Below are 17,967 nucleotides of genomic sequence, written 5' to 3'. Positions count from 1 at the left end.
GACTCAGGGCCGCCCCGGGCGGATCAGGCGTCGTACGGACTCGACCACGGCCTCGCGGTGCCGGGCCAGCCGCTCCGCCGGCCAAGCGGCCTCCGGTACGCCGGCGGCCGGGCCGCCCGCGGCTCCGGTCCAGGCCTGGGCCAGGCCCATCACCAGCGTGAGCAGGTCCGCGGGGTCCAGCGCCGGGTCGATCAGCCCCGCCCGCTGGGCCCGCTCCACCGCGGCGATCTTCCCCCGGTAGGACTCCGCCTTGGCGTCCCCGGTACCGGGCCGCTCCAGCTGCTTCCACTGGACCAGCCGCATCAGGTCCGGGCGGGCCACGAGGTGGTCGAAGACGGCGCCCACGTACCGCGGCAGGTCCTCCGCGTCGAAGGGCACCGACTCCGAACCGGTCTCCAGGGCGCGCTGGAGCACGGCGTCGAAGAGCTGCTCCTTGTTACCGTAATAGACGTAAATGAGCCGCTTGTTCGCCTGGGCGGCCACCGCGATGCGGTCGACGCGAGCCCCGGCGATGCCGTACGCGGCGAATTCGGCGAACGCCGCGTCGAGCAGTCGAGCCTTCGTCGCGCTGGAGTCCCGTGCCATGGTCGCCAGCCTAGCAAGTAACTATCCGGTTATTGACATCTTGGCGCCCCGCGCCCCACACTAAAACTATCCAGTTAGTTACTTTCGCTCCCGGTCAGGAGAACACCATGGAGATCCGCGCACTCGGCACGCAGGGCCTGAACGTCGGCGCCGAAGGCCTCGGCCTGATGGGCATGAGCGCCCACTACGGGGCCACCGACGAGACCGAGGCCCTCGCCACCATCGACCGCGCCCTCGAACTGGGCGTCACCCTGCTCGACACCGCCGAGGCCTACGGCCCCTTCATCAACGAACAACTCCTCGGCAAGGCCCTCGCCGGCCGCCGGGACGCCGCCGTCGTCGCCACCAAGACCGGCGTCGAGTTCACCGACGACGGCATCCTCCGGGGCTTCAACGGCACCCCCGAGTACATCCGCCGGGCCGCGGACCGCTCCCTGCGCCACCTCGGCACCGACCACATCGACCTGTACTACCTCCACCGGGTCGACCCGAACGTGCCGATCGAGGAGAGCGTCGGCGCCATGGCCGAACTGGTCGCCGCAGGCAAGGTGGGCCACATCGGCATCAGCGAGGCGTCCGCCGCCACGATCGCCCGCGCCCACGCCGTCCACCCGCTGACCGCCGTACAGACCGAGTACAGCCTCTTCGAGCGCGGCATCGAGCACGACGGCGTCCTGGACACGCTCCACGAGCTCGGGATCGGCCTCGTGGCCTACTCGCCGCTCGGCCGCGGATTCCTCTCCGGGGCCGTGACCAGCCCGGACGACTTCGCCGCCGACGACTTCCGGCGCACGGACCCGCGCTTCCAGGGCGAGAACTTCGCCCGCAACCTGGCCGTCGTGGAGCGCGTCCGTCACCTCGCCGAGGAGAAGGGCGTCACCCCGTCGCAGCTCGCGCTGGCCTGGACCCTGCGCATGGGCGCCGTCCCGATCCCGGGGACCAAGCGCCGCCGCTACCTGGAGGAGAACGTCGCCGCGACCGCCGTCACCCTCACCGACGCCGACCTGGCCTCCATCGACGCCGTCGCCCCCCACGGAGTGGTGTCCGGAGACCGCTACGCCCCCGAGCTCATGAAGTCGCTGAACGGCTGACCCCGCCGAAGGGCCAGAGCGCTGCGCCCGTTGTATGTCGATATTCTGTGAAGTGTGATCGAGTCCGGACGACCGCGGCTCCGCCGGCGCCCCGGCCCGGGAAGACTTGTGCGGCTGTCGCCGGTCATCCTGACCGTCGTCATCGCCGGCCTGGCGTACAACACTCCGCCGGAAATGGCCTTCAGCCGCCTCCTGCCCGCCGCCCCGGCCCTGGCCGCCGCCATGTGGCCGGTGCTCCCCACCGTCCTGCTCGGCACGGTCTGTCTGTTCCTGATGATCGGCCTCAGCCTCGTCTTCCCGGACCTGGGGACGTGGTGGACGGCCGCCGGGATCATCGCCGTCACGGTGGCCGCCGCCTACGGCAGCCATCTCCGGCTCCAGCGGGAGCGCACCCTCTTCCAGGTCAGGCTCGTCGCCGACGCGGCGCAGCAGGTGGTGCTGAGCCCCATGCCGCGCCGCTTCGGCGGCATCGAGATCGAGGCGCTGTACCTCGCGGCCGCGGCGGAGGCCCGCATCGGAGGGGACTTCTACGAGGTCGCCGACACCCCGTACGGCGTCAGACTGCTCATCGGCGACGTGCGCGGCAAGGGCCTGCCGGCCGTGGGGGCGGCCGCGGCGATCGTCAACGCCTTCCGGGAGGCGGCCTACGACGAGCCGGACATGGTCGACATCGCCCGCAGGCTGGACGTCAGCAGCACCCGCTACAACGCCGCCTTTCCCCCCGAGGGGCCGACGGAGCGCTTCGCCACCGCCCTCCTCGTGGAGATACCGCACGGGGGAGGGCGGATCGGCATCCTCAACTGCGGCCACCCCCCGCCACTGCTCCTGCACCGCGGGAAGCTCCATGTCCTGGAGACCGCCACCCCCTCGCCCCTGCTCAGCCTCGCGGAGCTGATCGGCGACCACTACAGCGTCGACACCTTCGACTACGCCCCCGGTGACCTGCTGCTCCTCTACACCGACGGAATCGCCGAGGCGCGCGCCCGCGACGGCGAGTTCTTCCCGCTGGCGGCCTGGATGAGCCGGCAGCCGCCCACCCCGCCCCGCGAACTGCTGGCGGCCCTCCACCGGGACCTCCTGCGCCACAGCAGGGGACGCCTCGACGACGACATCGCCGCCCTCGCCGTACGCCTGCGTGAACCGGGGGACACGCAATCCCCGTGACGGCCGTCCGGCGCGCCGATGAGTTCCGGGGCTCCCGCAGGTCTATCCCTTGACGGAGACGACCGACTCAGCAGGAGCAAGCCATGGGCCTCATCCACATCGAGATGTTCGCGACCCTCGACCTCGTAGGGCAGGCGCCCGGCGGTCCCGACGAGGACCCGGTGGGCTTCCCGTTCGGCGGCTGGCAGGCGCCGCTCCTGGAGGAGGTCACCGGGGCGCAGATCGGAGCCGCGTACGAGGGCACGGACGCCCTCCTGCTCGGCCGGCGGACGTACGACATCTTCGCCGGGTACTGGCCCCACCAGAAGGGCGGCGAGGACAACGAGATCGCCGAGCTCTTCAACAGCGTGCCGAAGTACGTGGCCTCGCGGGGCCGGCCCGACCTCTCCTGGGCCGGGTCCGCGCAGCTCGGCCCGGACCTGGCCGGCGCGGTCCGCGAGATCCGGGACCGCCACGAGAACATCAAGGTCGTCGGCAGCCTGGACCTCGTGCAGAGCCTGCTGCGCGAGAAGCTCTTCGACCGGCTCGACCTCTGGGTGCACCCGATCGTGCTCGGCGTCGGGAAGAAGGTGTTCGGCGAGGGTGCGGTGCCCACCAACCTCAGGCTCCTCGCACCCCCGGCGACCAGCCCGAAGGGCACCGTGTACCTGCGCTACGGGCTCGCCGACGGGATCCCCGCCACCGGAGACATGAGCGCCCCCGATCGCGGCCTCGGCGGCAACGACTGAGCACGGGCCAGGACCAGGACCAGGACCACGACCGCGGCCGGCCCGGCACGAGACGTGCCGTGCAGGCCCGGTGCGGCTGCCGAGCAGCCGCCGTGCAGTCCCACGTCACCGTGGAGCCGCCGTAGCGGGCGCGGCGGCGAGCGCGGGCACGCCCGTCGGAGCGGCGACACCGGCCCGGGGAGTACGCCGTACGCGGACGTGCCGGGTCGCTCAGCTCCGGCGCGCGGGCTCCGCGGGCTCCGCACGGCGTGCGCCGGCCACCACGGCCGCCTTGCGGGCGTGCAGGACGCTCGCGCCCAGCGGCAGCGGCGAGTGGCCGACGAGCCGCAGGCCCGCGTCGTCGAGCAGCGCCGCGTAGTGGTCCGCCCGGCGCTCACGTCCGCCGACGTTGCACATCATGTGGAGGTCCCAGGCCGTCGCCAGCGACGGCGAGCCGTCCGACGGCAGCAGCCGCTCCACGACGAGCAGGTCGGCGTGGGCCGGCATCGCCCGGGCGCAGTGGCGCAGGATCTCCCGGCAGCGGTCGTCGTCCCAGTCGTGCAGGACCCGCGAGAGTACGTACACGTCCCCGCTCGCCGGCACGTCGGCGAAGTCGCCCACCCGGTAGGTGCAGCGGGCCCCGACCCCGGCCGCGTCGAGATGCCGCCGGGCGGCCTCGACGACGTGCGGGCGTTCGAGCAGGACGCCGTGCAGGGCCGGGCGTGCGGCCAGGATGCGGCCGAGCAGTTCCCCGGTCCCGCCCGCGACGTCGACGACCGTCCGGCGGCCCCGCACGGCGTCGGCCGCGGCGATGACCGGGTGCGAGGGAAGCGGATCGAACATGCGCGCGCTCGCGGCCATGGACTGGTCGAAGCGTTCGGCGAGCGCGGGCTGACGGGCGAAGTAGTCGAAGTGGTTCTCGCCGAAGAGCTGCTCGAAGCCCGTCTGCCCGGTGCGTACGGCGCTGGCGAGCAGTGCGAACGACTGGTAGAAGGCGCCGCCGTACATCAGCGCCAGGGACCGCATCGAGCCGGGGGAGTCCGCGCGCAGCAGCGCCCCCAGCCCGGTGAGGCGGAAGCCCTCCGGCTCCGCCGCGACCACGCCCAGCATGGCGAGGTAGCGCAGCAGGGTGGCGAGGCTGTCCGGGTCGGCGCCGACCGCCCGGGCCAGCGCGTCCACGCCGACGGCGGCCCGCGTACCGCCGTCGTCCCCGACGTCCATGGCCTCGGGCAGCCGCAGCTGCGCGCACGCCGCGAGGGCCTGCGTCGTCCATGCGCCGGTCATCAGCCGCAGGAGCGTTTCCGCCGGCCGACGGGCCTGGTAGTCGGCGAGGTGGGGGGTGAGCACGCTGCGGTGGTCGCCGCTCGCGTACAGCTCGACGCGCCGGTAGCCGGCCTTGGAGTCGGCGGGTGCGGTGAAGTAGAACACCGTGCCGTCCTCGTGCGGGTTGTATCCGCCGCCGTCGGCGACCGCACCGTGCTGCGCGAAGGTCTCGCACAGGCCCCGCAGCACCAGCGGGTCCGGCTCCTCCACCTCGAACGCGATGTGCGCCTCGTGGTCCCGGGAGCGCTCGTGCGCGGCGACGTCCGCGAGCTCCGAGCCGGGAGGGAGGGCCAGCGTGAACACCTCGACCACGCGGCGCTCGCCGTCGGCGCAGCGCACCTCGGGCCGCAGAATCCTTACGTCCAGTGCCGCCGGATCGCGCCGGTGCCGCAGGGCCAGCCGCTCGCGTACGACGACGCTCGGCTGAGCCGCCGCCTCCGCGTCGAGCCCGCAGGCGGTGAACTGCCGCCGCAGGGAGGGCATATCGGCGGGGAAGACGAGCAACGCGGCGTGCGCGAAGCGGCAGCGGTCGGCGAGCGCCCGCAACTCCAGGGCGTCGAGCCCGGGCAGCAGGAGGCGGAGCAGGGTGGCGGTGTCCCGGTTCCGGACGAAGTCGACCGCGGCGCGCAGCCGGCCGGTGTCGTCGGGGACGTGCGGGGTGGCGGGGACGGGCGGGGTGGCGGGGGTTCCCGAGGAAGCTCCTGCGGGTGCTGCGGTCGGTGTCGTCATGGGGAGGACATCCTTGATTCCGGTCCGCTTCGGTACGCGGGCGTGGGGGAGGGATGAGGGGCACGGAACGGCGCACGGGAGCGCGGGAGTCGGTTTCCGGGCAGCGCGATGCGCCCGGGAAACCAGGGAGGGTGTGGTGGTGTGGTGGTGCCTCAGAGGCCGACGTAGTTCTCCGCGAACCAGTCCTGCTGGGTGCGAGAGGTGCGCAGCGTCTGGACACGGGAGTGGCGCATCCGCTCCTGGAACAGCGAATCGCCGCCCGCGTCCTCCGGATCCGCGTGCAGCAGCCGGATCATCCAGTGCGAGAACTCCTGGGCGCGCCAGATGTACGCAAGGCACTGCTCCGAGTAGCGGTCCAGCGGGGCGGGGTCGGAGTGCCGGAGGGCGGCGACGAGGCCGCGGGCGAGGATCTCCGCCTCCAGCACCGCGAGGTTCGCGCCCTTCGCGGCGGACGGGCTGATCAGGCTGGCGGCGTCACCGACGAGGAAGAGCGAGCCGTGCCGCAGCGGCTCCAGGACGTCGGACTCCAGGTCGACGACGGTGCGTTGGGAGATCGGGCCGCGCGTGAGCGGGCCGTGCACCGCCGCGCCGAGGCGCAGCGCGAGCTCCTCCCAGATCCGGTCCTCGGACCAGGCGTCCGAGTCGCTCCCGCGGGGGACCTGGAGGTAGTAGCGCGTGACCTCGGAGGATCGGGCCATGTGCCCCGCGAAGCCGCGCGGGTGGATCGCGTACCCCACCGCGTCGAGGCTCGGCGGCGCCTCGGCGAGGAGCCCGAGCCAGGTCACCCCGTGGTCGCGGTGGTGGCGGCGGACCGCTCCGGCCGGGAGCGAGCGCCGGGCGGCGCCGTGGCGGCCGTCGCATCCGGCGACGTACCGGGCGTGCCACCGGGCCGGGCGGCCGTCCGCGTCGCGCACGTCGACCGAGGGCCGCGCCCCGTCGGCGTCACGTACTTCCACCGCCTCGGTCTCGAACCGGATCCGCCCGCCGCCGGCCAGGTACCGCGCCAGCAGGTCCGTGACCAGCTCGTGCTGCGGGTAGACGGTGTGCTGCTCGCCCCTGCCGAGCAGCCTGTAGTCGAGTCGGAAGCTGTCGCCCCCGGTGCGGAACTCGCAGACCCCGTGCTGCTGTCCACGACGGCGCAGTCCCTCGGCCAGACCGTGCCGGTCCAGGAGGCGCACGGTCCGCTCGGCGAGGTAACCGGCCCGCGCCCGCGCCTGGATGTGCTCACGTGCGGCTCGTTCCAGGACCACGCAGTCGATGCCGGCTTCGAGTAAGAGGTTCCCGAGGACCAGCCCCGCGGGCCCGGCTCCGAGGATGACCACATCGGCCGAGTCCTGGGCCGGCAGGGCCTTCTGACTTTCTGTCATGAAGATGGATCATAGGCAGTGAAGACCGTGAGGACTCACGGGAATAACCCGAATGCCACAGCGACGGGTGGGGTTCCTGAGGTTTAAGGGACGGACGGGACTTCAGGGGCTTACGCGTTCGGGCAGTGGCACACTGAGGCCGAACCGCAGAACCGCACGGAGGACCGGCCCACCATGCTGAACCCACTCGACGCCCCGCAGGCGGTGTCGGCCGCGGCCGAACCGCTAGAGGAGCTGCTCGACGCCTGCAACCACGTGTCGTCCGTCTACCTGGTGAACGTGGTCCCGGCGGCCGGGACGGCACCCGGTGACGACCGCATGGCGGGCCTCGCCCGAGCCGTGTACGACGCGGGCGCCGGCGGCCACGGCGTGACGGTCCGGGCCCTCCCCTTCGAGTCCCCGCGAGCCTGGCGGGACATCCTCCGCCGAGAGGTGACCGACGGGTTCATGCAGCCCGCCAACAGGTACGCGGACCCCGCCCTGCGCGACCCCGCCGCGATCCGGCGGGCGGGCGAACTCGCCGACGGCATCGCCGACCTCGTAGAAGCCCATCTGGGGCCCGTCCGGGGCTGCGGCGAGGTCACCGGCCCGGAGGCGGGTGACATGTGGTGGCGTGACCTGCTGCTGGTCACCAGGGACTGGGCCACCGTCCTGCACCTCGGGATCTGCGACTGACCGACGCGTCCCCGTCGACCTCCGGGAGGGCTGCCGTACGTGGGCGCCGGGCCCGGGCCCGGACGGTCCTCCACCCTGGAGGGGGACCGGCCGACCGGGCCGCCATCGCCTCACGCGCCGGGCGGGAGCAGGGGTCAGGCCCGGCGCTCGACCGCCGCCGCCAGGGCGGCCTTGACGTCCCGGGCCACGCGGGCCGCGTCCTCGGGGTTGTTCACCACGTCGGTGTGGTTCATGTCGACGACGAAGACCTCGCTGGCCGAGTAGTGCTTGTGCACCCAGTCGTCGTAGCCGGACCACAGCGTGCGGTAGTACTCGACGAGGCTCTCGTCCTGCTCGAAATCGCGGCCCCGCAGCCCGATGCGGTACATCACCGTCTCGAAGTCCGCCTTGAGGTAGACCATGAGGTCGGGCGCCTTGCGGTAGGGCAGGCCGTCGATCTCGCGCATCATCTCGCCCAGCAGCCCCTCGTACACCTGCATCTCGAGGGAGCTGATCCGCCCCAGGTCGTGATTGACCTTGGCGAAGTACCAGTCCTCGTAGATGGACCGGTCGAGGACGTTGTCCCCCTGCTTGTACGCCTCCTTGATCGCGGCGAACCGCGTCTGGAGGAAGTAGAGCTGGAGCAGGAAGGGATAGCGCCGCGCCTGGATCTCCTCGGGGCTCGACGTGTAGAAGAGCGGCAGGATCGGGTTGTCCTCCACGCTCTCGTAGAAGACGTCACTGCCCAGCTCCTTGGCGAGGAGCTCGGCCACGCTCGTCTTGCCGATCCCGATCATGCCTCCGACGCAGATCACTGGCATACCTCACTTCTCCCTGGGAGTCTTCTGTTCGTGGGCGGGTGTGCCCGGCGTCCCACACCCCTGAGACGCACGCCGGCGGTCACGTGACTCCCCGGATCTCCATGATCAGCTCGATGCGGCCGCTCCCCCCGACCGGTCGGCCGGACCGTTCCGCAGCCGCCGCCCACGGCGACGATCCGCAGCTCCGCGGCCGCCCTGAATCTTAAATGACGATTCACCCCGTGCCCGACAGAGCACCGGCAGCCCGGCCGCGGCCGCCACGGGGTGACCCGCCCGGTGTCGGGATCTCCATGGCATCGGCTACGGTCCTTGGCTGTGAACCGTACCGAGCGGCTGTACGCCCTGGTGGAGGAGTTACGCGCGGTCTCGCCCCGGCCGCGCAGCGCCCGGTGGCTCGCCGAGCGCTTCGGCGTCAGTACCCGCACCATCGAGCGGGACCTCGGCGCGCTGCAGGAGTCCGGCGTACCGCTCTACGCCGAGCCCGGCCGCAGCGGCGGGTACGTCGTGGACAAGGACCACACCCTGCCGCCCCTGACCATCACCCCGCCCGAGGCCGCGGCCCTCGCCGTCGCCCTGCACCGGCTGTCCGGGTCACCCTTCGCCGAGGACGCCCGCTCGGCACTGCACAAGGTCCTCGCCGTCATGCCGCAGCGGGACCGTCAGGCCGCGCGCGAGCTCGCCGGCCGGATACGGGTCGCCGTGGAGCCCGCCCGCCCGTCCGCTCTCCCTCACGCCCTGCGCGAGGCGCTCTCCGCCGGCCGGCTGCTGCACCTGCGCTACGCCGACGCGCACGGCGGGACCACCGACCCCGTCGTCGAACCCCTGGGCTTCCTCGGAGGCGACCACTGGTACCTCGTCGGCTGGTGCCGGCTGCGCTCCGCCGTGCACGCCTTCCGTCTCGATCGCATCCGGGAGGCGCGGGCCCTGGAGGAGACGGTGGAACCCCGTCCGGTGGACCTTTCCGAACTCGACGTCCCCGGGACGGATTTCGCCCCACTCGAAGGACTCTGGGGTTCGACTTGAGCCGCCGCCCGGAGAGCTAAACACCGACAGGGGGTTGTCGTCCACCGCCCAGAGGCTGGGTGACCAGGAACCGACCACGGAAGGCACCCATGTCTGTCACGACGACCCCCACCACCGACTCCGCTCCGCTCACCCGGGAGGCCGGCACCCGGCTGGTGGAGGGCTGGGCGGCGCTCTGGAACGGAGACGTCGCCCTCGCCGAGCAGATCCTCGCCCCCGGCTTCCGGCTGTACTTCGCGGACGACTTCGGCGGCACCGGCTCCGCCGCCACCTTCGGCCAGGACGAACTGACGGCGTTCATCTCCGTCAACAGCCACGCCCTCACCGGCGTGACGTTCTCCGCGGACGCCCCGCCGCTGGTCGACTCCGAGCGCGGCGAGATCGCCTGCCGGTGGAGCGAGAGCAACGCCGACGACGGCGGTGACGTCGTCGTCAAGAGCGGCATCGACATGTTCGCGGTCACGGACGGCAAGATCTCCGCCGTGTGGTCGCTCACCGGCAACCGCCGATTCGCCGCCTGACCGGCGCGGACCGCGCACCTCCCGCGGCCCGCCACCGGCCGCGGGGCGTGCGCGTGATCCAGGGTCGGCGCGGACAGCGGTGCCGGCCGCTACCTACGAGGGCGCCTTCGGAGCCCTGGGGCTGCACGACCGCATCCCCGCGACCATCGCCCTGGGCATGTCCGCCCTGCAGCACGACACGGCCGTGACGACCGGGCCCGACGGTACGGCGCTGACCGTCCACCGCCTTCGTGGCCCCCGAGCTCGCCGGCTGGCGGATGGTGTTCGGCGGCATCGTGTTCAAGACCGCGCGCGAGACGGTGGCCCGGGTCAGCGCCCACTGCGGCCAGGCCCACTTCTCCGGGCCCTCAGAACCCCCACGGGCTGAGCTCGACGATCGCCGCGAACAAGTGCCCCCACACGTCACCCGCGGGGGAGTCCTCGTCCACCGCGAGCGGTTCGAGGGCGGCGACCTCGCGCAGGAAGTCCCGCTTGCCGTTCTCGCCCGGGTAGGAGTCCCAGCAGGCGCTCATGAACCGGTACTGGGCCTCCAGCAGCCGCACGAAGGTCTCGGTGTCCCGGGCGAGGGGGAACGGCCCCTCGCCCCCGCGGATCACCGACACCGCGCCCGTCCCGGGATGGACGAGCACCCGGCCGGTGTCGCGGTACGCGAGGTCGAGGGTGCCCAGGTGCAGCAGGCCGTGCTCGTCGGGCTCCTGCGCGTACGCCTTCCCGTCGGCCCAGGCCAGGGTGAAGGTGGCGACCCCGGCGGCGAACCACGTCGGCAGACCCGCCGTCACGGCCAGCTCCCGGGTGGGCCCGTGGGTCAGCGCGGCGGGCAGTCGGTCCCGCGTCAGCAGCACCATCCCGTCCGCACCGAACGCCGCCTCCATGCGGGCCGCGTCCAGGGGAGCCTCGGCCGCCGTCGGCCCGGCGAACCACGGGCCGCCCTCACCCCAGGAGACGGCCCCGGACTCCGCCGAACCGCCGGCCTCCGCCGCGGCGTTCCGCTCCAGGACCACGATGCCGCGCGGCTCGGAGAACATCACGCGGCCCCCGCCGAGGGGTGCGGGCTCCTCCCAGGTGTCGGGCAGATGGAGGCCGTGGTCCTCGTCCTCCGGGTCGAAGAGGACGGGCCCCTCGACGGGAGCGTCGTACGGCCGCTCGTCGAACTCCCCCTCGTCGGGCGCCGGAACCCGCTCGCCGGTGGCCGGATCGAGCCAGTGCTCCCGGGTCCACTGCGCCCACACCTTCAGCAGCAGACGGCCGTCCGACGCCTCCTGGACCTCGACATCGCGGTCCCCACTGAGGTTCGGCTCGGCCCGGTAGGCGCCGACCGGCCGCCACCAGGCCCAGACGGCCCGCCACGGCATGCCCGGCTCCGCTTCGGCGACGAGCTCGGCGTAGGCGTCGTGCCCCAGCACCTTCGCACCGAAATGCAGCCACGAGGCGAACTCGGCCCGCGACACCTCGGCCCCGTCGAGGATGGTGACGGCCTGCGCCCAGGCCTCGCGCCCCGCCCCGCCGCCCACGGGGGGCAGCTCTCCGAGACCCCCGGGGCCGGCGTCGAGCAGGGCCGCGGGGGAGGCGAACAACAAGTCGAGATCGTCGCGAGTCATGGGCACATGCTGCCAGCCGCCCCCGACACCACTGCTCGCAGGGCGACTTGCGGGATCCGCGTGAAAGGACGGACTCCCGCAATTCGTGGATCGTGCGACCCGCGCGCGGCCGTAGAAGTAGTCTTCCGCCAAGGGCCTCGCCGCCTCCCCCGTCGGCGAGGCCCTGCGGTATGCCGCGCCGGACGGGGCGGCGCGTGCTCCGTGGTCCGCGACGACGCTGCGTCCGAGGAGGAGCCAGGTGGGCTTGAGCGGTCTGCGCCCGGGGGACCCGAAGCGGATCGGCGGGCTGACGCTCGTCGGCCGGCTGGGCGCCGGCGGCATGGGTGTCGTCTACCTCGCCCAGGGTTCCGACGGGCGGTACGTCGCCCTCAAGCGGCTGCACGACGAACTCGCCTCGGACCCCGGGTTCCGGGCGCGCTTCCGGCGCGAGGCCGCGGCGTTGACGCTCGTCCAAGGAACCTGCACGGCACGGGTGCTGCAGGTCGATGTCGAGGCGAGCAGCCCGTACGTCGTCATGGAGTACGTACCGGGCCCCACGCTGGCGGAGTACGTCGACGGGCACGGCCCGCTGCGCGGTGACATGGCGCACGGCTTCGCCGCCGGCCTCGCGGAGGCGCTCGCGGCGATCCACCGGGCGGGCCTGGTGCACCGGGACCTCAAGCCCGCCAACGTACTGCTGTCGGAGCAGGGCCCGAAGGTCATCGATTTCGGCATCGCACGGACGGCGGACGGGACCGCCGTGACCCGTACCGGCGTCGCGGTCGGGACCGTGGGCTACATGGCACCGGAACAACTGCGCGGAGAGGCGGGCCCTGCGGCCGACGTGTTCGCGTGGGCGCTGACCGTCGCCTACGCCACCACCGGACGGCCGCCGTTCGGCACCGGGCAGATCGAGACGGTGCTCTACCGGGTCCTGCACGACGAACCCGATCTGGACGGCGTTCCCGCCCCGCTCGCTGCCCTGCTGGCCGCCGCCCTGGACAGATCGCCCGAGCGGCGTCCGACGGCCGCCCGGATCCTCTCCCAACTGACCGGGGCCGAGGATCCTGCGACCGTCGTCGACGCCGACGCCGTCACCACGATGCTCGCCGGCGCGTGGCAGCTGCCGGAACCTCCCGCGCCGCCGGCTCCCGCGCCGAAGGTCCGTACGGTTCGGGCGGCCGCCGCGGCGGCGGTGGTGCTCCTGCTCTCGGCGGCCGGGATCCTCTGGACGGTGTTACCGGGGCAGGGGTACTCGACGGAGTCCGGCGGCAACGCGCCCGCGAGCCGCGCGGCCGGCACGGCGGCACCGTCCTCCCCGACGCCCTCGCCGCGGCACACCGCCACCCGGACGACGTCTCCGGCGACGGCACCGTCCACCCCGGCCGCGGCCCAGACACCGCCGCCGGCCTCGCCCTTCCCGTCCGGCGGCGCGCTCACCAACACGTACAGCGGCCTGTGCATCGACACCAACGGCCCGCAGCGCGCGGGACTCGACGTGGTGCTCCGTGCGTGCGGGAACTGGAGCGGTCAGATCTGGCGCCACGACCAGACGGACCTGCACCTCACGAACACCCCCAGCGGCCTGTGCCTCGACACGGGCGGGAGCCCGGCGGCCGGCGTCACGGTCGTGCTCAACGCCTGCGGCTACTACAGCGGCCAGCAGTGGAAGTACGACGCCGGCACCGGCAGGTTCACCAACCCGACGAGCGGCCTGTGCCTGGACACGAACGGCCCTCCGGCCCCCAACCTCAACCTGACGCTCAACCCCTGCGGCAACTACACCGGCCAGCACTGGCGGCTGTGAGCGTGCCCCGCAGGACCGGGGCGAGCGGGGCGCTTCAGCGGTATTCGCAGAGGTAGGCGGTTTCGACCGCGACCTTGAGCTGGAACTTGCTGTTGCCCGGGACCTCGAACCGGGTGCCGGTCGGGAAGGTCTCCCAGTCGGCGGCGCCGGGGAGCCTGACGGTCAGGGCGCCGCTGACCACGTGCATGGTTTCCGGGGCGTCGGTGCCGAATTCGTACTCGCCGGGCGCCATGACGCCGACGGTCGCCGGGCCCTGCTCCTGGGTGAAGGCGATCGACTTGACCGTGCCGTCGAAGTATTCGTTGACCTTGAACATGTGCGTTGCGTCCTCTTGGGGAACGAGCGGGAACAAAGGGCCGGCTCGTCGCGCCCGTTACCGGCGAGGGGAAGATTACAGGCCGGCCGGCTATTCGAGGGCCAGGTAGCCGGGTGGTGGACAGGCCAGCTCGGGGTGGTCCGCCGCATAGCGTTCGCCGTGGATCGCCCGCATCGCCCAGTGCCACGAGTCGTCGTGGAAGACCAGCCCGCGGTACGGAGTGCCGGGCGGCTCGTACGGGTAGCACTGCACGGCTGCCGCCACGGCCTCCTTCGGCGGCATTCCGCCGTGATGCTCCATCACCCACGCGTAGCCGCGCCGTTCGGCCTCCAGGCAGTCGAGGTACTCCGCTTCGTTCCATTCGCGCCATGTCACGGCTGAACCGTAGACCAGCGTTCTTCCTTCGTCCTGCCCGGCGCCACGAGTGAGCGACGGGCCAGGACGACCGCGGCACGGGACCCGCCGGAGCGGAGTCAGGCGGACCGGCGGCGCAGCGCCGTGCGGACCACGTACAGGACCACGAGCAGCAGGACGACGACGAGCACGATGATCACGAGTTTCCCGAAGAACCCGCCCTTCTTCTTGCTCTTCTTGCTCTTCTTGCCGCCGGTGAGGGCCTGTTCGGGGGCCGAAACCGGCGCGCGCAGGCCGGTCGCGGCGCTCGCACCGGCCGCGAGGGCAGTGTGCGGCAGCGCCGCTGCCGCGGGAGCCTGCCGTGCGACGGGGGCCGCCGCCGCGGTGGCCGCCGCGGGGCCCAGCAGAAGCCCGGCGAGCACGAGGAACGGGATGAGTACCGCCACCGGCCGCCTTCTCGGGCTGTTGTTCTTCGTCACTGTCTCTCCTGTTCGTCCTGTTCTCCATGCCCTGACCGGCAGATGGGGTGCCGGCGGCCGGGGACGTGGAGCATCGTCGACGAGTTCCCCGGCCCCGGCAAGGGCACGGACACGGCCTGTGCCCCGCTTGTGACAGGAGGGGGGACGCGGACCCGGTGCGGAATCCGGAATGCGACGTTTCACTGCCCTTCGGGCGCTGTACGCGGGACTAGGCTCGGGGCGTGGGACAGCCCGAGCAGCGCGCCGAAGGCGCAGGTCCGTTCACCACCCGGCTCACGTGGCACCGCCCCGAAGGGGAAACGGTGGTGTGGGAGTCACGGCCCGCGCGCAGGCGAGGGGCGCTGGCCGTCCGCGGTCCGGGAAGCACGGCCGCCACGTCGTCCGCCACGGCCGACGCCGAAGCCCTCGGCCGCCTCCGGAGGCTCAACGCCATCGCCTCGGGCGCGTTCGTCATCGGCGGCGCGCTCTTCGCGCTCGGCGCGGCCGTCGCCCAGTTCGGATCGGGCGACGCGCTCACGAGCGCCTGCGTCTACTTCGCGGGGGGACTGTTCTTCAACACCGGCGGCTACACCTCGCTCCTGCAGGTGCTGAACGCGCCCCGCCACGTCCCTGGCAGCAGCCGGCTGGTCACCTCCGGCTGGAGGTGGTGGGGGTACGAGCCGATGCGTCTGGACTGGCTGAGCGCGTTCGTCCTGTTCGTGGGGACGCTCGTGTTCGGCCTCAACCTGATCGACTCCTTCCGGCAGGGACTCACCGCCCAGCAGACCAACCGGCTGATCTGGACTCCCGATGTGGTCGGATGCGTCCTGTTCCTGATCGCGGGCCATCTCGCGTTCGCCGAGATCTGCCACCGGGCCCGGCCCTGCCTGCGCTCGCGCAGCCTCGGCTGGTGGGTGGTGGCCGTGAACCAGTTCGGCTCGGTGCTCTTCATGGTCTCCGCACTGGCCGCGTTCACCCGGCCGACGACCGGTGACCTCATCAGCGTCGGCATCGCCAACTGGGGGACCCTGGCCGGCGCGCTGTGCTTCTCGGCCGCCGGCGTACTCCAGGCCTTCGAACGGCCGTAGCGCACGAGGCCCGCCGTGCGGGAGAAGGAGGAAGGTCAGTCGATCACGACGGTGTTCTGGGCGGCGCCGACCCGCCAGGTGCCGTGCTCCTTGACCAGGATGTAGAACGGGCGGCCCTCGTGCTGGTCGGCGATCCGGGTGCCGTCGTGGCGGACCGGCTGCTGGCGGACGTTCACCGCGGCGACGTCGGGCCGCAGGAACAGCACGCGCTCGACGTCGTAGACGGCGGTCGACTCGGCCGTCGCGCCGGGCAGCACCTTCCGGGTGAAGGCCTCGATCTCCTCGAAGCCCGACAGCCGCTTGCCGTGGCCGGTGGTCCACACCGGGTCCGCACGGCGGAAGACACCGAGGAACCGGTCGACCAGCTCGTTCTGCTGGGCGTACTCGACCTCGGCGACGAGGCGCCGGATCGCGGCGACCTCGGCGTCGGTCTCCGGGCCGTCGGGGGCGCCGAACACCTCCACCGGCCGGTACGAGCCCGAGGCCAGCTCGGCCACCGCGCCCGGCCGGTCCGGGCGCCAGCCGAGGGCGGTACGGGCGGCGGCGCCGCTGACGCTCTGGTCCAGGGCGAGCGCGTCCGCGAAGAGCGGGCCGAAGGCCTCAGCGGCGGCTTCCACCGGGACCACCCGCGGCGCGGCGAGCACCCCGGCCGCACGGCCGGCGGCCCGCGCGAGGTCACGTACCGGGACGGCCGACTCGCCGACGCCGTGCCAGACGGTGCCGGCCTCCGCCCGTTCGGCGGCGGTCACGAAAAGTTCGGCCAGGTCGTCCACGTGGACCATCGGCCACCGCACGCCCTCCTCGCCGTAGTACTCGGGCGCCCCCTGCCGGCGCGCCCGGTCGACCAGGATGGCCGGGATGCCGCCGCCGCGGCCGTACACGATGCCGGGGCGGACGACGACGGCGCGCACGCCCTCGGCGGCCTCGGCCAGCACCTGACGCTCGATCCGGGGGCGGTAGCCGACGATGCCGATCGGGTCGGTCGGGGTCTCCTCGCCGACCTCCTGGGCCTCGCCGGTGGCGCCGAGGACCCAGATGCCGCTGGTGTAGACGAGGGGGCGGCCGGTGCCGCGCAGCGGAGCGGCCAGCGCCTCGATGACGGCGGCGTCGGTGTCGGCCTCGCCGCTCGGGGGAGCGAGGTGGATCACGGCTTCGATGTCCGGGGTGACCGCACCGGCCAGCGAGGCGGGGTCGGCCGTGTCGCCGACCAGCTGGGCGTGCCAGCCGCGGCCGGGCTGGGGCTCGGCACTCCGGGTGAGGGCGACGACCTGGTGGCCGGCGGCGGAGAGGTGGTCGGCGACGGCGGAGCCGATGTATCCGGTCGCGCCGGTGAGCAGAACCTTCATGACATTCCCCCTACGACGAAAATTTCGATGTCGAAACTATAGGCAGCCGGGATCGGGGATGTCAAATATTTCGACGTCGAGATGTTAGACTCGCCGAATGACGGAGCAGCAGCAGCCGCAGCGCGACGGAGTCGACCTCATCACCGCCCAGTGGCGGGCGGTCCGGCCCGACCTGGACACCTCCCCGATGGCCCTGATCGGCCGCCTCTCCCGCGCCTCGCGCCTGCTGGAGCGCGGGATCAAGGAGAACCTGGCCGTCCACGGCGTCGAACCGTGGGAGTTCGACGTCCTGGCCACCCTGCTGCGCTCCGGGCCGCCCCACGTGCTCAGCGCCGGCGAGCTCAGCTCGGCCGCGATGGTCAGCTCCGCGGCCCTCACCAATCGCATCGACCACCTCGTGGAGAAGGGCCTGGTCGCACGGGCCGTGGACCCCGCCCACCGCCGCCGGGTGCTGATCTCCCTGACCGACACCGGCCGGGAACTGACCAACCGCCTCGCCGAGCACCACCTCAGCGGCGAGGAGCGTCAGCTCGCCGGCCTCACCACCGCCGAACGCGACCAGCTCACCGCCCTGCTCCGGCGCGTTCTGCTCACCCTGGGCGACCAGGTGGAGGACCCGGCCGGAAAATGACCGCGCCGCGGGTGTGCGCGGTCACGCCTGGTGATATCCGGGCCGTCCGGCGGTGAGGCGCCCCACAGGACCCACGTCACATACGAGCCGGGGTAGTGGTCCCCGGAAGGTGCCGCAGGGCGCCCCCTCGGGATGTGTCCGTGGGGTCGTTGCGCTTGTCCTGCGAGGGCGGCTAGTAGGTGGGGTCGTTGCCAGGGGTCGGGGGCGTGGGTAGAACTGGATGAGTCGCCGGGCGGCACGGGTGCTCAACCCGCCGCCCACGATCCCCTCTCCTTCGCGTGAGTGGCTCACGCATGCCTGCGGCATGCCGCGCGACTGCTCCTGTTCCCGTCGGAAGGTCTTTTCCGTGTCCAACGCCGTCATCCGCCGTATCGCCGCTTCGAAGAAGACCCTCGCGGGTTCCGT

General features: G+C 72.7%; 18 protein-coding genes. 9 read left to right on the top strand and 9 right to left on the bottom strand.

Going from position 1 to position 17,967, the window contains the following annotated elements; translation table 11 throughout:
- Positions 1-3 precede the first annotated feature (3 nt).
- The gene (locus ACZ6Y1_RS03110; protein WP_469621820.1) at positions 4-585 is read right to left on the bottom strand and encodes a TetR/AcrR family transcriptional regulator; all 582 of its coding nucleotides are present in this window, start codon (positions 583-585) and stop codon (positions 4-6) included.
- 107 nt (positions 586-692) lie between these two features.
- Between ACZ6Y1_RS03110 and ACZ6Y1_RS03105 the strand changes: the two genes are divergently transcribed.
- The 3 genes from ACZ6Y1_RS03105 (at position 693) to ACZ6Y1_RS03095 (ending at position 3,568) form a co-directional block, all read left to right on the top strand.
- Complete coding sequence (locus tag ACZ6Y1_RS03105) at positions 693-1,676, top strand: aldo/keto reductase (protein ID WP_469621817.1); 984 nt, start codon at positions 693-695, stop codon at positions 1,674-1,676.
- Positions 1,677-1,784: 108 nt separating this feature from the next.
- A complete protein-coding gene (locus ACZ6Y1_RS03100; protein WP_469621814.1) occupies positions 1,785-2,840 on the top strand; it encodes a PP2C family protein-serine/threonine phosphatase in 1,056 nt (351 codons plus the stop codon).
- 83 nt (positions 2,841-2,923) lie between these two features.
- On the top strand, positions 2,924-3,568 hold the full coding sequence (locus ACZ6Y1_RS03095) for a dihydrofolate reductase family protein (protein ID WP_469621811.1): 645 nt from the start codon (positions 2,924-2,926) through the stop codon (positions 3,566-3,568).
- Positions 3,569-3,778: 210 nt separating this feature from the next.
- On the opposite strand, the gene ACZ6Y1_RS03090 is transcribed toward ACZ6Y1_RS03095, so the two are convergent.
- A complete protein-coding gene (locus ACZ6Y1_RS03090) occupies positions 3,779-5,599 on the bottom strand; it encodes a methyltransferase (RefSeq protein ID WP_469621807.1) in 1,821 nt (606 codons plus the stop codon).
- Positions 5,600-5,751: 152 nt separating this feature from the next.
- A complete protein-coding gene (locus tag ACZ6Y1_RS03085) occupies positions 5,752-6,966 on the bottom strand; it encodes a 4-hydroxybenzoate 3-monooxygenase (RefSeq protein WP_469621804.1) in 1,215 nt (404 codons plus the stop codon).
- Positions 6,967-7,140: 174 nt separating this feature from the next.
- On the opposite strand from ACZ6Y1_RS03085, the gene ACZ6Y1_RS03080 reads away from it, so the two are divergent.
- Positions 7,141-7,641: a hypothetical protein gene (locus ACZ6Y1_RS03080; protein WP_469621802.1), complete on the top strand. Its 501-nt coding sequence runs from the start codon at positions 7,141-7,143 to the stop codon at positions 7,639-7,641.
- Positions 7,642-7,775: 134 nt separating this feature from the next.
- On the opposite strand, the gene ACZ6Y1_RS03075 is transcribed toward ACZ6Y1_RS03080, so the two are convergent.
- Entirely contained in the window at positions 7,776-8,441 is a 666-nt protein-coding gene (locus ACZ6Y1_RS03075; protein ID WP_469621798.1) for a deoxynucleoside kinase, read from the bottom strand.
- Between the two features lie 315 nt (positions 8,442-8,756).
- Between ACZ6Y1_RS03075 and ACZ6Y1_RS03070 the strand changes: the two genes are divergently transcribed.
- Entirely contained in the window at positions 8,757-9,464 is a 708-nt protein-coding gene (locus ACZ6Y1_RS03070; RefSeq protein WP_469621795.1) for a helix-turn-helix transcriptional regulator, read from the top strand.
- An 89-nt stretch (positions 9,465-9,553) separates the two neighbouring features.
- Complete coding sequence (locus ACZ6Y1_RS03065) at positions 9,554-9,985, top strand: hypothetical protein (RefSeq protein ID WP_469621792.1); 432 nt, start codon at positions 9,554-9,556, stop codon at positions 9,983-9,985.
- Between the two features lie 347 nt (positions 9,986-10,332).
- Here ACZ6Y1_RS03065 and ACZ6Y1_RS03060 read toward each other — a convergent pair whose 3' ends face one another.
- Positions 10,333-11,583, bottom strand: a complete 1,251-nt coding sequence (locus ACZ6Y1_RS03060) for an SUKH-4 family immunity protein (RefSeq protein WP_469621789.1) — start codon at positions 11,581-11,583, stop codon at positions 10,333-10,335.
- 244 nt (positions 11,584-11,827) lie between these two features.
- Here ACZ6Y1_RS03060 and ACZ6Y1_RS03055 point away from each other — a divergent pair, with 244 nt between their 5' ends.
- Entirely contained in the window at positions 11,828-13,369 is a 1,542-nt protein-coding gene (locus ACZ6Y1_RS03055) for a protein kinase domain-containing protein (protein ID WP_469621786.1), read from the top strand.
- 34 nt (positions 13,370-13,403) lie between these two features.
- Here ACZ6Y1_RS03055 and ppnP read toward each other — a convergent pair whose 3' ends face one another.
- From ppnP to ACZ6Y1_RS03040, 3 genes are all read right to left on the bottom strand, one after another.
- Positions 13,404-13,685 (bottom strand): pyrimidine/purine nucleoside phosphorylase, encoded by a 282-nt coding sequence (ppnP, locus tag ACZ6Y1_RS03050; protein WP_469621783.1) that lies wholly within the window; start codon positions 13,683-13,685, stop codon positions 13,404-13,406.
- A gap of 90 nt (positions 13,686-13,775) precedes the next feature.
- Complete coding sequence (locus ACZ6Y1_RS03045) at positions 13,776-14,060, bottom strand: hypothetical protein (RefSeq protein WP_469621780.1); 285 nt, start codon at positions 14,058-14,060, stop codon at positions 13,776-13,778.
- Positions 14,061-14,158: 98 nt separating this feature from the next.
- Positions 14,159-14,518, bottom strand: a complete 360-nt coding sequence (locus ACZ6Y1_RS03040) for a hypothetical protein (RefSeq protein WP_469621777.1) — start codon at positions 14,516-14,518, stop codon at positions 14,159-14,161.
- 221 nt (positions 14,519-14,739) lie between these two features.
- Between ACZ6Y1_RS03040 and ACZ6Y1_RS03035 the strand changes: the two genes are divergently transcribed.
- The gene (locus tag ACZ6Y1_RS03035; RefSeq protein ID WP_469621774.1) at positions 14,740-15,585 is read left to right on the top strand and encodes a hypothetical protein; all 846 of its coding nucleotides are present in this window, start codon (positions 14,740-14,742) and stop codon (positions 15,583-15,585) included.
- 35 nt (positions 15,586-15,620) lie between these two features.
- On the opposite strand, the gene ACZ6Y1_RS03030 is transcribed toward ACZ6Y1_RS03035, so the two are convergent.
- Positions 15,621-16,931 carry an SgcJ/EcaC family oxidoreductase gene (locus tag ACZ6Y1_RS03030; protein WP_469621771.1) on the bottom strand — a complete coding sequence of 437 codons (1,311 nt, stop codon included), beginning with the start codon at positions 16,929-16,931 and terminating at the stop codon, positions 15,621-15,623.
- Between the two features lie 97 nt (positions 16,932-17,028).
- On the opposite strand from ACZ6Y1_RS03030, the gene ACZ6Y1_RS03025 reads away from it, so the two are divergent.
- Positions 17,029-17,562, top strand: coding sequence for a MarR family winged helix-turn-helix transcriptional regulator (locus ACZ6Y1_RS03025; RefSeq protein WP_469621768.1), 534 nt, complete (start codon positions 17,029-17,031; stop codon positions 17,560-17,562).
- Positions 17,563-17,967 lie beyond the last annotated feature (405 nt).

Source organism: Streptomyces sp. NPDC053432, assembly GCF_055585365.1.
The sequence above is the reverse complement of the archived record's forward strand: the minus strand, read 5'-3'. Positions and strand labels throughout refer to the sequence as shown.